Annotated in this window: 13 protein-coding genes; 5 read left to right on the top strand and 8 right to left on the bottom strand. The window is 52.1% G+C overall.

Features of this window, described 5'->3' with window-relative positions; translation table 11 throughout:
• Position 1: 1 nt before the first annotated feature.
• The 6 genes from PW844_RS14845 to PW844_RS14820 all read right to left on the bottom strand — a co-directional run bounded on the left by PW844_RS14845 (position 2) and on the right by PW844_RS14820 (position 6,633).
• Entirely contained in the window at positions 2-622 is a 621-nt protein-coding gene (locus PW844_RS14845) for a response regulator (protein WP_299453104.1), read from the bottom strand.
• Between the two features lie 230 nt (positions 623-852).
• A complete protein-coding gene (gene araC / locus PW844_RS14840; RefSeq protein ID WP_299453102.1) occupies positions 853-1,731 on the bottom strand; it encodes an arabinose operon transcriptional regulator AraC in 879 nt (292 codons plus the stop codon).
• Positions 1,732-1,825: 94 nt separating this feature from the next.
• Complete coding sequence (locus PW844_RS14835) at positions 1,826-3,241, bottom strand: MFS transporter (protein ID WP_299453099.1); 1,416 nt, start codon at positions 3,239-3,241, stop codon at positions 1,826-1,828.
• On the bottom strand, positions 3,238-5,277 hold the full coding sequence (locus PW844_RS14830; RefSeq protein ID WP_299453096.1) for a beta-galactosidase: 2,040 nt from the start codon (positions 5,275-5,277) through the stop codon (positions 3,238-3,240). The genes PW844_RS14835 and PW844_RS14830 overlap by 4 nt, the downstream gene beginning before the upstream one ends.
• Before the next feature lie 189 nt (positions 5,278-5,466).
• A complete protein-coding gene (locus PW844_RS14825) occupies positions 5,467-6,303 on the bottom strand; it encodes an alpha/beta hydrolase (protein WP_299453087.1) in 837 nt (278 codons plus the stop codon).
• 117 nt (positions 6,304-6,420) lie between these two features.
• Positions 6,421-6,633, bottom strand: coding sequence for a DUF1471 domain-containing protein (locus PW844_RS14820; protein WP_299453084.1), 213 nt, complete (start codon positions 6,631-6,633; stop codon positions 6,421-6,423).
• A gap of 258 nt (positions 6,634-6,891) precedes the next feature.
• Between PW844_RS14820 and PW844_RS14815 the strand changes: the two genes are divergently transcribed.
• The 5 genes from PW844_RS14815 (at position 6,892) to PW844_RS14795 (ending at position 11,548) form a co-directional block, all read left to right on the top strand.
• On the top strand, positions 6,892-7,443 hold the full coding sequence (locus PW844_RS14815; protein ID WP_299453081.1) for an NADPH-dependent FMN reductase: 552 nt from the start codon (positions 6,892-6,894) through the stop codon (positions 7,441-7,443).
• 188 nt (positions 7,444-7,631) lie between these two features.
• Positions 7,632-8,447, top strand: coding sequence for an ABC transporter substrate-binding protein (locus PW844_RS14810; RefSeq protein WP_208715070.1), 816 nt, complete (start codon positions 7,632-7,634; stop codon positions 8,445-8,447).
• Positions 8,448-8,471: 24 nt separating this feature from the next.
• Positions 8,472-9,980: an amino acid ABC transporter permease/ATP-binding protein gene (locus tag PW844_RS14805; protein WP_299453076.1), complete on the top strand. Its 1,509-nt coding sequence runs from the start codon at positions 8,472-8,474 to the stop codon at positions 9,978-9,980.
• 9 nt (positions 9,981-9,989) lie between these two features.
• On the top strand, positions 9,990-10,712 hold the full coding sequence (locus tag PW844_RS14800) for a GntR family transcriptional regulator (RefSeq protein WP_299453074.1): 723 nt from the start codon (positions 9,990-9,992) through the stop codon (positions 10,710-10,712).
• Entirely contained in the window at positions 10,712-11,548 is an 837-nt protein-coding gene (locus tag PW844_RS14795) for a DUF1989 domain-containing protein (protein ID WP_299453072.1), read from the top strand. The genes PW844_RS14800 and PW844_RS14795 overlap by 1 nt, the downstream gene beginning before the upstream one ends.
• Before the next feature lie 54 nt (positions 11,549-11,602).
• Here the strand turns inward: PW844_RS14795 and PW844_RS14790 are convergent, their stop codons facing one another.
• Together PW844_RS14790 and PW844_RS14785 are read right to left on the bottom strand one after the other, a co-directional pair.
• Positions 11,603-11,875 (bottom strand): hypothetical protein, encoded by a 273-nt coding sequence (locus PW844_RS14790; protein WP_299453070.1) that lies wholly within the window; start codon positions 11,873-11,875, stop codon positions 11,603-11,605.
• Positions 11,876-12,218: 343 nt separating this feature from the next.
• Positions 12,219-13,559, bottom strand: coding sequence for a hypothetical protein (locus PW844_RS14785; protein ID WP_299453068.1), 1,341 nt, complete (start codon positions 13,557-13,559; stop codon positions 12,219-12,221).
• Positions 13,560-13,593: the final 34 nt, after the last annotated feature.

Below are 13,593 nucleotides of genomic sequence, written 5' to 3'. Positions count from 1 at the left end.
CTTAACGACGGCGCGTGCTGAGAATATTCAGCCGTTCGGCAGCACGCACCAGGTCAGAAAGTGAACGGACATTCATCTTTTCCATCACCCGGCGTTTATGCACCTTAGCGGTAATTTCACTGATGCCCATCTCCGCAGCAATCTGCTTGTTCAGCAGGCCACTGATTGCCAGCATCATGACTTCGCTTTCACGCGGGGTCAGTGACTGATGGCGAACCGTCATGTCATATTTTTCCTGTGAAGAAACCAGGTTTTCTTCCGCAATCAACAGCGCTTCTGCCACCGCCTGTAATATCCGCTCCGGGTCGACCGGTTTGGTCAGGAATTCACAGGCACCGGTTTTCATCGCTTTAACGGTAACAGGAATGGTGCCGAACCCGGTGAGGAAAATGGTAGGAATAACATAACCGCGCTCATTTAAGGTATTTGCTACGGCAAAGCCATCCGCACCCGGCATATTAATATCCAGAATCAGACAACTGGGAACGGCGTTGAAAGTGTGATCAAGAAATGCCTGAGCAGTGGAAAAAACAATAACGTCATAATCTTCTGAACTGAGCAGATTACTCAGGGCAGATCTTACCGATTCGTCATCATCTACAACATAAACTAAGTGATTCATAGAAGGACTCTTCTCAACCTGAATTTCACGGATGTTTAAACGTTGTGCTTAATATCCAATATACTGCGAAAAGACACAGGTTCAACCTGCGTAAAGATGTAGGGGTGTTAGCATAACGCCGGATGTTATCACAATAAGTCTGATTATCATCAGCGAATGTTGCAATGTGAAGATAAGGCATAACCTATTGACCCGAATGGTTAATTATTGATCGGAATTCAATCGGCCGATTAAAAGAGCGGTATACGTTCAAACTTTTTGCGATATTCGCGCGGGCTGAGTGTGCGGTGCTGGCTAAATATGCGCGAGAAGTAGAGGGGATCACCGTAGCCGACTGCGCGTGCCACCTGGGCAATCGGCAACTGGGTTTGCTGCAACAAATCACAGGCGCGTGAAACGCGCTGGCGCTCACGCCAGCCATAAATGGTATGTCCCATCTCACGCTTGAACAGATGCGCCAGCCGGGAAGGGGATAAAAACGTCATCTGTGCCAATTGTTCCACCCGCGTCTCCTCGGCCAGATGTTCATTGATGTAATGGCAGACTGTCTGGATACGTGGGTCACGGTTATGACGGTTGCTGGTGGGTTGCCGCTGGAATGCATCCAGAATAATGCGTTCCAGCGTGTTCATTGCTATCGCTTCTGCCAGCGGCTCTGCTGCGGCATTCCAGTGAATAACCTCTTTAAACAGCTGCACCATGTGCTGCAACAGGGGCGTATCGCCGCATGCCATACGGCCTATCTGCCCCTGGTTACGATCCCAGTGTAACCAGTCGATCCAGTAGGGACGAGGCACAAAATAAATCCACAAATGATCCCAGGCGGGGCTTTCTTTAGCGCGACCGTAATGATGCAGCACCCCCGGCGGAAACAACAGCATCTCTCCCTGCTGGCAACGGAATTCTCCGTCAGCGTGATGAATAATACCTTCACCTTTTAGCGTGATATTGAGCAGATAACCTTTCATCCCCTGGGGTCGGTGAATAAAGAAGTCGAGCTTGCTGCCGGGGCTGATTGGCGTATATCCCGACACCATAAAGGCGTTAAAGGTGAAACTTTTCACCAGCGGGGAGAAATTCATCATGTCGGCATCGCTCAACTCAACCATCTGCATCATTCCTGCGAATTAGAGTGCGGGAAGTATAACGACGCCCCCCGTCAGAATCGCTGAGCAGAGGGCGCTTTTGCGGCGTGGCGCAACTTTAGTGTTGTAGCGGCTCCCGAACCACCGGCGTCATGACCGGGTTATTTTGCTGATAGCGGCCCGCTGCCAGGTCCTGTGCCACCTGGTGATAGAAATCATCCAGTTTGTAGAAATAAAGCAGGCCGAAGTTGAGTAGCGCCAGCAAGAGCGGGAAAAAGATAAACAGAAACTCGATAGTGTTCAGCACTGACGCTGATTGTACGGCATTGCCGCCGCTGACAAATCCGACTGCGCCAAGCACCCAGCCGACACTGGCGGTACCTAACCCCATGCCCAGCGTCTGCCCGAGGGTACCGGCACTGAACAAAATGCCCTCAATACGTAACCCGGTACGCCATTCGCCGTAGTCAATGGTATCGGCCAGCAAGGCAAACATGGTGGCCCCGATGCCACAGAAGCCGACGCTGCGCACGGCAGTGGCGATGATCACAAACAACGCATCCTGTTTATTCAGCAACGGAATCAGATAGGCGACCGAGCAGACCAGTAAACCCAGCATCGCCAGACGCCGCTTACCCAGTTTTTTCAGTAACAGCGGGATGATCATCAGGGTCAGCAGACCAGGGATGTATTGCGCCATGCTGATATAAGCAATCAGGGAGACATCGCGCAGAATGTATTTCGAATAATATACCCCCACGGCGGAGAGTGCGGTCAGGCTGGTAAAGGTAATCAGCAGATAGAAAAAGATCATCAGCCAGTAACGGTTCGCCAGCATGGAACTCACCACCTGACGTGCATTGATACGCTGGCTGTTGTCACTGCGCACCGGCTGGACACGTTCACGCGTGCCCAACGCCGTCAGGAACAGACAGAGCGCGGTAAAGAAGCCAAAGATGGCAAACACGATGATCCAGGAGGTACTGCTGTTGCCGAAGTGCGCGACCAGCGGCAGGGTGAACACGCCGACTGTCAGCGAGCCACAGGTCGATAGCCCTTTACGGAACACACTCAGGATGCCGCGTTGGTACGCATCACGGGTGATCAACGCCAACAGTGAACCATAGGCGATGTTATTGGCGGTAAAACAAATGTTTGCCAGCAGGTAGGTGATACACACATAAGTCACCTTCAGGCTATCGCTGACGTTCGGCACCGTCGCCATCAAAAAGGCCGACAAACCAAAAGGCAGTGCGGTCCACAGTACCCAGGGACGCGCTTTGCCGAGACGCGAACGGGTTTTATCGATGCGGATACCGACAAAGATACAGATCACCCCATCCAGCACCCGGGCGAAGAACATCAGCGAGCCAATCAGCAGGGCGGAAATTCCAACGACATCGGTATAAAAATAGGCGAGGAAGGTCACCATCAGGGTGTAAGTCAGGTTGGTGCCATAATCACCGATGCCAAAGGCCAGGCGTTCAGCGAGGCCAATGCGTTGCAAGTCATCCGTCGGGGTAGCGGTTTTCATTGTGCCTCCTCCAGTTCAACAATCGCTACATCCCAGTCGGCCAGCGTGAGTGTCTCGCCGCGTTGCCAGTGCCGCTGACGCAACAATTCCCGTCCACGCGTGAATGACAGAGTGACCTGTTGCGGCTGGCTGCTAAAGTTGAGATAAAACAGCACGGTGTTACCGGCACGATTGGTGCCGCGTTTAACCACCACCGGGAAGCGGTGGCCTTCAGCGTCATCGGCCAATCCCAGTCGCTGGCGCAGCGTACATAACACGCTCTTCAGCGCGCCCTCGCTGATGCAGCATCCGATATAGGTGGCGCTGCCACGGCCAAATCGATTGTGAACGATGGCGGCATATTTGCCCCAGTAAGGATGCTGATAACGCGCCCATATTTCCGCATTCGGGTTCTCCGTTTCCAGTAGCTCCATCCAGTGATCAACCCGGGTTGCCTGCGGGGGCAGGTCCAGCACATCCGACTGCAAGGTGACGTCATGCGGTTCGACAAACAACTGATAGCTGGCCCCAATCGCTTCGCGAATCACGCCCGGCTGGCGTTCATGACGCACTTTCAGGTGCTGATTGGCAAAACCTGACTTAAACGAATACAGCACATGACCGCCGTCAGCCACGAACCGGTTTAATCGTTGCAGCACGTCATCAGACACGGCGTACATCAGTGGCGCGATCAGTAACTGATATCGGCTGATGCGCGGGTCGTCAACGGTGAGAATATCTACCTCGATATTCAGCCGGTAAAGGGCATCATAATAGCTGCGGAACAGATCGTTGTACTGATGCTCTTTGTGACGGCCAAACTGGTGTCCCTGATACGGGTGCCAGTCAATGGCGGTCAGGCAGGTGTTGCTGACCAGCAGCGCCACCCGATTCTGTTTCTTTAATCCGGCCAGTTGCGGCGACAGCCGGGACAGTGTCTGACCAATCTGTTGCGCCTCATGGTAAATCGGGTTGGGTTGCAGATCATGGCTGAGCAAGCCCTTCCAGTAGGTTTCATAGGCGTTGTGGAGAGAATGCCAGTGCCAGTAACCGATCATCGCCGCACCCGAGGCAATATGGCTGAACGCCTGTAGGCGCAGCTGCCCGGGATAAGGGGTCCAGTTTTTGAAGGCCTGCGCCTGGGTTTCCAGCACCAGATAATTGTTATCTTTGGTGGTGCGGGCGATATCACCGGCGAAGCCGATTTCAGCGCCGGTCAGCTGATGCTGGCTGGGATGATAGATATCGACGCCGGTAATATCGAGCGCGGCAGAAGCGGCGAAATGATCGACCTCGCCACGCAGTCCATAAGACCAGGTGCGCCATTCAAAATCGAAGTTATGGGTGATGAACTGCTCTGGCCGCCGGTATTCGCTGACAAGTTCAGCCTGCCAGGCAAGGAATTGTTCAACCAGCTGACGCTGATATTGCTGGAAAGCCGCGCCGAGACTGGCATTGATGGTACTCTCCAGCGGCGGGAAGTCTTCCCAGGCGTCGATACGGTTGCTCCAGTAATCCAGCCCGAACTCCGCATTGAGGCGGTCGAGATCGCCAGCAAACCGCTGCTGCAAATGCTGCACAAAATCACGCTGTACATGCGCACCGCAGGTATCGTAATACTTGGTTTCGTTGTCGATTTGAAAACCAATCACTGCGGGGTGCTGCGCCGTGGCGCGCAGTAATGCGCGGATAATCCGTTCGGCGTAACGCAGATAGATGGGGCTGGTAATATCCATCTTCTGGCGATGACCATATTTGTTCACGCCCTGGGGTGTGGTCGCCATCACGGACGGGTGTTTCTTTGCCAGCCATCCCGGTATCGCATAGGTGGGGGTGCCGACAATCACCGCAATCTGGCTGGCATGCATGCGGTCCAGCACGGTGAGCACGCTGGAGAAATCAAATTCCCCGTCGTGCCGTTCGAAAGTGCTCCAGGTACTCTCGGCAATGCGCACCACATTGATACCGGCAGCCTTCATCAGGCGGATGTCTTCATCCAGCCGTTCCTCAGGCAAGTATTCGCGATAATAGGCCACACCATACAACAGCTTATCCATCTCATTTCCTCCACTGCATGCGTTATGGCGCTACGTTAGCGGAATCAGATGGGCCAAAGATAAAATTTGCTGTCACGAACATAGAGAAACTCGCTCCCGCCTTAAGTCCATGAACTGCATCACAAAATGGCAGAAGGGTCGGGAAGGATAAACCAGCCCGGAACGGACTGGTTCAGGAGAGAAGGTCAATCAGGCACGTATAAAGGCAAGCAAATCAGCGTTGATCACATCCGCATGGGTGGTGTGCATCCCGTGGGGAAAGCCGGGATAAATTTTCAATGTGCTGTCCTGCAGTAGTTCATCCTGTAGCAATGCGGCATCTTTATAGGGCACCACCTGATCGTCATCGCCCTGCATCACCAGCGTCGGGACGGTTATCGCCTTTAAATCTTCCGTTTGATCGGTTTCCGAGAAGGCTTTGATACCATCGTAATGTGCTTTAGCCCCGCCAATCATCCCCTGACGCCACCAGTTCTGAATCGTGCCCTGGGAAACCTGCGCGCCTTCACGGTTGAAGCCATAGAACGGACCAGAAGCCACATCCAGATAGAACTGCGCGCGATTCGCCGCCAGCCCAGCACGAAAGCCATCAAACACCTCTAATGGTGTACCCTCGGGATTATCCGGTGTTTTCAACATCAGAGGCGGTACCGCGCTAATCAGCACCGCTTTGGCGACGCGGCCCTGTGGCTGTCCATATTGGGCGACATAACGTGCGACCTGGCCGCCACCGGTGGAATGTCCGATATGCACCGCATTATGCAGGTCAAGATGTTCAGCTACAGCTGAGGCATCTGCCGCGTAATGGTCCATATCATGTCCTTCACTGACCTGATCCGACCGGCCATGACCGCGCCGATCAATCGCGATAACCCGGAATCCTTCTGCCAGAAAGAACAACATCTGATTGTCCCAGTCATCGGCGCTTAATGGCCAGCCGTGATGGAAGACAATCGGTTGAGCTTCTTTAGGTCCCCAGTCTTTAAAGAAGATATTCACGCCATCTTTCGTCGTTACAAAAGCCATAGAACAGACTCCTATCAGTTAAGGATTGTTTTGAGCTGATGAGTAGCGGCACTGAGGGTGTTAACCCCCGCAACAGTATAGTCGCAGGCACGCAGAAACGACGGCGTATGGCGGGGGTTATTCGAGGGTGTAGCTGATCAGTTCAGCAGCAGGCTCGATGTGGTTCACATAACGTGCGCTGTCGATTTTATACGATGCGCCAGCCTCTTTAGACTGCATTACCACGCGAGCCTGGGCATCATCCAACGGTGTGCCGTGGGCTTGTGCAAAGCTTGAGAATGAAAGGAATAGCAGCGTCATGCTGGTGGCAAAAATGTTGATATATTTCATGATAATTTCCTGTGTCGCTCAATTCATGGGAAGCTGATGCTTCGATTGGGTAAATTGTAAGCACATGGCAGGGGGAACTGAATACCTGATCTCTGGCGGAGTCTTTCAGATAATTTGAATGAGGTGTGAGGTAGCGGGTGTGACTTTTTGCTGAAGGATCCATTATATCTTTGTATAGCTATCCATCTGTATAACTTACTTTTTTTTTAATTCCTGCTGATAATCGCTTAGATTTCCCCATTACATAGCGAGTGAACCATGAATAATCACCCTCTGAAGTTTGTCACCCTGACCTGTAGCCTGCGTAGCGGATCGGTCAATGCGGCGATTGCCAGCACATTACCGGAACTGGCTCCCGAGGGCGTGGTTTTTACCGCGCTGGGGTCGCCGGGGGAATTCCCGCATTACAGCATGGACACGGAACTGGAAGGGTTTCCTGCGGCCGTGGTCGCCATGGCAGAACATATCGCCGAGGCTGATGGCCTGGTGATCATCACCCCGGAATATAACCATTCTATTCCGGGCTTGCTAAAGAATGCCCTCGACTGGCTGTCTCGTGTCAATCCGCAACCGCTGGCCGGAAAGCCCGTGCTGATTCAGTCTGCCTCGCCGGGTAAATTAGGTGGGGTGCGCGCGCAGCTGCATCTGCGACAGATCCTCGCCTATTTCGATGCCAAAGTGCTGAATAAGCCGGAAGCGATGATTGGCGATGTCGGCCATAAGGTGGTGGATGGCATGCTGGTCGATGCGGACACCAAACGTTTCCTCGCGCGCCAGTTAGTGGCCTTTGCGGAATTTGCCGGCAAATAACCTGATCCTTTCCTTCCCCGAGCGGGCGATGCTGGTGCATCGCCCGTTTTTTTTGCCCCATTCTGGTTCAATCCATCGTAACAAGATCCTCCCTGCGGCATGTGATCCACTGGAAAATCACAAAACATAATATTGGCACATTTAATGCTTATACATTGTTGAACAAACAACACCAGAGGCTTTCCACTATGAAAACGATGTTACGCATGGCCTGTCTTGCAGCACCTGTGTTCTTCAGCGTCGCGCAGGCTGCCACCCTTGTGCCTGGCAGCCTGACCATTGGCTCGGACCTGACGTATCCGCCGTATAACTTCTTAAAACAGGATAAACCTGCCGGTTTTGATGCCGAGTTTATTGATCTGATCGCCGCGCCGCTGAAACTGAAACCGGTGGTGAAGGACACCCGTTTTGCCAGCCTGATCCTCGGCTTAAAGAGCGATAAGTTCGACGTTGTCGCTTCAACACTCTATGTCACACCAGAGCGTGCACAGCAGGTGGATTTTCTGCCGTATATGAAAACCGGGGGTTCTTTGCTGGTCACCGCCAGTTCCAGCTTTGCGCCTGAAAAGCCGGAAGATCTGTGCGGCAAACGCGTCGCTTCGATCAAAGGCGGTGCCTGGATTGCGCGTCTGAATAAAGTGTCAACGGACTATTGCCAGCCGAAAGGGCTGGGTGCCATTTCGGTACGCGAGTTCCCGACTTCACCGGAAGCCACTCAGGCGCTGCTGTCGTCAGCGGTGGATGTGCAATATGAAGATGCTGCGGTGGCAAAAGCGACGGTCGAAAAGACCGGGCAGCGTCTGAAAATCTCTTCCCACCAGATGATTTATCCGGTAGTGGTCGGCCTGGCGGTAAATAAGGACAACCCGCAGCTGCTGAACGAACTGAAAACCTCATTCGCGCAGAAGGTGAGTGATGGCAGCTATCGTGCGCTGTTGCAAAAGTACAACCTGCAAATGCCGGACGCGGATGAAATCACCAAAGCATTGGCTGGCACGCTGTAAATAACGGATCGCCCTGGAGGAAGCATGCAATTTGACTGGCCTTACCTGATAAGTTTATTTCATTACGCGGACTTCTGGCGGGCCAGTTGGCTGGTGGTACAACTCAGCGTGCTGACCTGGCTGGGAGGGATCGTTCTGGGGCTGGGTGTGGCACTGGCAAAGCAGTCGCGCCATGCGCTGCTACGCAATGTTGCTGGCTGTTATATCTGGCTGTTCCGCAGCCTGCCACTGCTGGTGCTGCTGATTTTTATCTTTAACCTGCCACAAATTTTTCCGGCGACCAGCAGCGTGCTGTCCAACCCGTTTGCCGCTGGCCTGCTGGCCCTGATCATCAGTGAGACCGCCTATATTGCGGAGATCCATCGCGGTGGTTTGTTATCAGTCCAGCGCGGGCAGTTTGAAGCGGGAAGGGCGTTAGGATTAAACACCACCCAGATCCGCCTCAGCATCATTATTCCGCAGGCGTTGCGTATCTCGCTGCCCACCCTGGTGAATGAATTTATTACCATCGTGAAGATGACGTCACTGGTATCGGTGATTTCGCTGTCCGAGATTTTGATGGTGGGCGAGCGTCTGTACACCGACAACTTCAAGGTGATGGAAACCATGCTCGCGGTGGCCTGCTATTACGTGCTGATTGTCACCGTGTTTGAGCGTCTGTTTGGCTGGCTCGAACGCCGCTGGGATGTACAAAATCGGACTCCGGCCGCGTTTGATGCCGAGCAGGCACGCGCCAGCTTACCGACACCTCAGGCACTGACGCGCAAAAGCCACAGCGCATCGGCCAAACCGATTCTGCAATTACGCGGGATCAGCAAAGCGTTTAACGATAAACCGGTGCTGCGCGATATCAACCTCAGCGTGAAACCTGGCGAGGTGATCTCGATTATTGGTCCTTCCGGCTCGGGCAAAACGACGCTTATCCGTACGGTGAACGGGCTGGAGAAACTCGACCAGGGCAGCGTAGAGCTGCTGGGTCAGGCGTTTATCGAGGCAGGACAGCGTGAGAATGCCTTACCTTACCGTTCGCAGATTACCCGTCTCGGCATGGTGTTCCAGGGGTTTAATCTGTTCCCGCATAAAACGGTGCTGGAAAATTTGCTGCTGGCACCGCGTCTGCACAATCTGGACAGCCGTGAGGACCTGCATCAACGCAGCCTGGCGATGCTGGATAAAGTGGGAATGCTGGAACATGCCACCAAATATCCGCATCAGTTATCCGGTGGTCAGCAACAACGCGTGGCCATTGCCCGTACGCTGGTCATGAAGCCTGCGGTGGTGCTGTTTGATGAACCGACATCGGCACTTGATCCCGAGCGCGTCAGCGAAGTCCTGCAGGTGATTGAAAAGCTGGCAGAGGAGGGGATCACCATGTTGATCGTCACCCATGAGATGAAGTTTGCTTTCGCCATTTCAGACCGGGTGGTGTTTATGGAGCAGGGGCGTATTCAGATCGATGCCTCACCCGCAGAGATTCGCCAGATGCGCGATCACCGGATTTCGCGCTTTATCGATGATATGGCCACGGCCTGAGGTCAGCATATGAAAGGAATATCCGGGGAAACCCGAACCTTAACCATTGAAATACCTGAACATATTGATTTATCTGGCTTGCCCGCGTTCGAGCGCATTTCGATTCTGCTGCGGGAAAATATTATCAGCGGCAACCTGGTGGCCGGGCAGGCGCTGGGTGAAATCGAACTGGCGGCGTTATGTGACAGTTCCCGCAATACGCTGCGGGAAGCGCTGCGTTTCTTACACGGCGAAGGGTTGGTGAATTATCACCAGAATCGCGGGGTGTTTGTTCGCCAGCTGGATAAGCGTGATGTACGCGATATTTTCAAAGCGCGCCGCCATCTGGAAGTACTGGCGCTGACCGTGAACAGCCCAGTTAGTGACTTTCATCTGACGCGCATGGCACAGCATCTGGACAAGGCTGCCCAGGCGGCGGCCGGGGAGCAGTGGCGCAGCGTGGGTACCCATAGCCTGCGTTTTCATCAAAGCATCGTACAGATGTTGGGTTGCTCCAGATTTAACGATTTTTTCAGCGTCTTGCTGGCGCAATTACGTCTGCTGTTTTGCAGCGGTGCTGGCGAGCGTGATTTTCAGCTGCCGTGGATTGCCCGTGATCGTCAGATCCTGACATTGCTGGGCGAGCATCAAACCGCAGCCGCATGCCAGGCGCTCATTGATTACCTCGACTATTCCGAACGCCAGCTGACCACCACTTTTAGTCATCCTATTTCTCATGGAGAATCATACTGATGTCGAATTATCCTGCCGCTTACCAGAGCACATCCGGCTCTGCATTAGATGTTGATCGCCAGTTTTATCAGGCACTGGCCGAGGGACCGCGTGAGCTTACCGCCTCCCATTTGATCCCGATTCGTACCGGTTTTGCCTGGGAAGTGCCAGCCGGGCATCTGTTCCGTATTACCACGCCGGAAGGTCCGCAGGTCGGGGATTTGAATATCTGGAACCGCCGCGATCCACGCGAGAGAATGTGGGTGTCCCGCACACGGCAGCTACAACGCGCGCATCTTTCGACTTACGATCGCCTGTGGTCCAATTTACCGTTTATCCGCCCGATGGCGACCATTACCGCCGATTCGCTGGCGGATTATGGCATCGACAGCGATGGTGGCCGGGTGCATGATTTGCTGGGAACGCGTTGCGATCCTTACGTCAACAAGCTGCTAACCGGTGAAGATTTCGATTTCCATTGCCATTCCAATCTGGTGCGTGCAGTGCAGCCGTATGGTCTGACTGAGTTTGATGTTCACGATGTGATGAATGTCTTCCAGTGCACCGGCCTGAACGACAATGACCAATACTTTATGAAAGCCTGTCCGGCGAAAAAGGGCGATTACCTGGAGTTCTTCGCTGAGATTGACCTGCTGTGTGCGTTATCCACCTGTCCGGGCGGCGATCTGTCATTACCGATGTGGGGCGACGAAGCGGAAGATACGCTGAAAGTTTGCCGTCCGCTGGGGGTAGAAATTTACAAACCGCAGGCTGAGTTGCTGGCTAACTGGACATCGCCGGTATCACCGGATTACCGGGGTAACCATGGTATGCAGCTGAAGCCCGTCAGCTGGTAATTGTCAGATAAAAAAACCAGCTGCATCAGCTGGTTTTTTATTACCGGGTCAAAATCAGCTGGCGGTGGCGGCGATTGCCAGCTCATCAGCTTCAATGTTCATGACTTCGCCTGAGGGAAAGGTCAGTGAGAGTTTGGCGTTTCCGGTGAATTTGTCCGCTTGTTGTTTATCTGCCGAGATCTCAATTTTAGTGTTGGCAGGAACCTTAAAGGACGCAACGGATTTGCCATGGCTGATGACGGAGATGGTTTGAGGTGTTGTGCCAGCCAGCGCTGACATGCTCAGCACAAACAGAGAGAATGCTGCCAGGTTTTTGAAGATACTCATTTGTTCATCCTTAATATAAATTGATTTCCACGTTTCGATGCCCATTGCAGGCTTGATGCCTGACACGAAAGGCCAGGCATTGGCTTAAAGACAATCTGTGGTGAGAATAGTTTCCCCTGGTTATCGTTCTTTTCTGTTGCCATACAAAAGTACCTACAATGTATATTATGTTAAATACGTTATCCGCACACGCCCCGGACCGCACCTCACCCGTAGCGGCGTGATTTATCACGCGTGTTTTCCCTCATCATGGCTGGACAATGCGCGATAAATCACGCCGCTACGAAAGCCCCATAATAATTAATCTGGGATTAACGTCGCGACGCCTGTTCGGCGTTGCGGATCAAGCCAGGGACTCATCCTCCACGGCATCCCGGTAGACATAAACTTCCTCGACCATTTCATGCGGGAATGTTTGCACCGATAAAAGCTCATAGCTTTCAGTTTCTTCGCATTTCATCTGTTTAAAAGCATTACGCGCGACTTCATGATTCCCGCCATCATCGTCACAAAACGCGACAAAGAAATCACTCGATTTAACGCCGTGCTGGATGGCGAGTTTATTCACAATATCATTGATGATATCAATCTTAGGTGTTTGAGATGTCAGGTAGACTCTATCTTTATAGCACCACGAACGGGTCTTGCCATCCGGTAACAAAGTAACGTCTTTTTTTGCTGTGCCATCAAAATCAACGCAGCTGTCAGTAAGATCTGCTTTTTCATGCCATAAAGCGCCCGCAATTTCTTTCGTGAATAAAAACTCGACCAACTTGATAAGTGCACCATCAATGAAAGAACGCGATGAAATAAAACCAACATAGGCTCGCCCATCACAAACCGAGAGAAAAATGTCCCGTATGTGTGCTTCTTTATTCTCCGCCGTCTTGTCGAATTCCCTGTCAGCCCACTCTTTGTTGGATATCCCCATAAACCGATGGCTCGCAATACTGATGGTATCGTCGAAATCGAAAAGCAGCACCACCGGTTTATTTTCAGGATTGTAATTCTTAATCAGGTCTTTAATTTCCAGCAGGGTTTGATCCAAAGGGGAATTGCAAAGACCAATAGCATAGGCATCAGGGGTATAGTCTTTCGTTTCGACGCGCAGAAAGTTATCCAGGCAACGGCTTTCCAGATCCCTTAACACTTGCGCAATGGTCTGATCGTCACTCTGACTCAGTGCACGCTTTATCGACTCGATATTAAGCGAGCCTGAACCATAGGAAATAATTTTTTGCATCGTAACGAATAAAGCCACTTCTAGACTCGTTGCATTATCTTTGAACTCTTTTTCATAGTCATTAAACGCATGCAATATTTGAGCAAAGTGTTTTTTAGCTTTATAGTCTGCATAGGTTATTTTTTGGCAGGCTTTTTCAAAACATATCCTGAAGGCTTCGCTGTTTTTATACTGTTGTTCCAGTAAATGAATCGTGGTCAAAAAGGGTGTTTTATGCGTTTCAATGTGGAGAACATTAAGCATAGAGAAGAAAGAAATGACTTTTTTAAAACAATCATTGGGGGAAATGATGGAAGCTGTGGTGGCGACCTGACTAAGAGGTTCAACAACCTCATTTGATATCTCCCTTACTGAAACCTGATTGCCTTTACTACTATCAATTTTCATGGGCGCAATGATGGGATTACCACTGCCAACGACTTTAGCTGTACTGGTTTCCAAGTGTTCACCTCATAACATGATAAATAAATTAGCC

The organism is Pantoea sp. (assembly GCF_028283705.1).
Taxonomy (GTDB): Bacteria; Pseudomonadota; Gammaproteobacteria; order Enterobacterales; family Enterobacteriaceae; genus Pantoea.
Note: the sequence above shows the minus strand (reverse complement) of the source record. Positions and strands in the feature narration are given on the sequence as shown.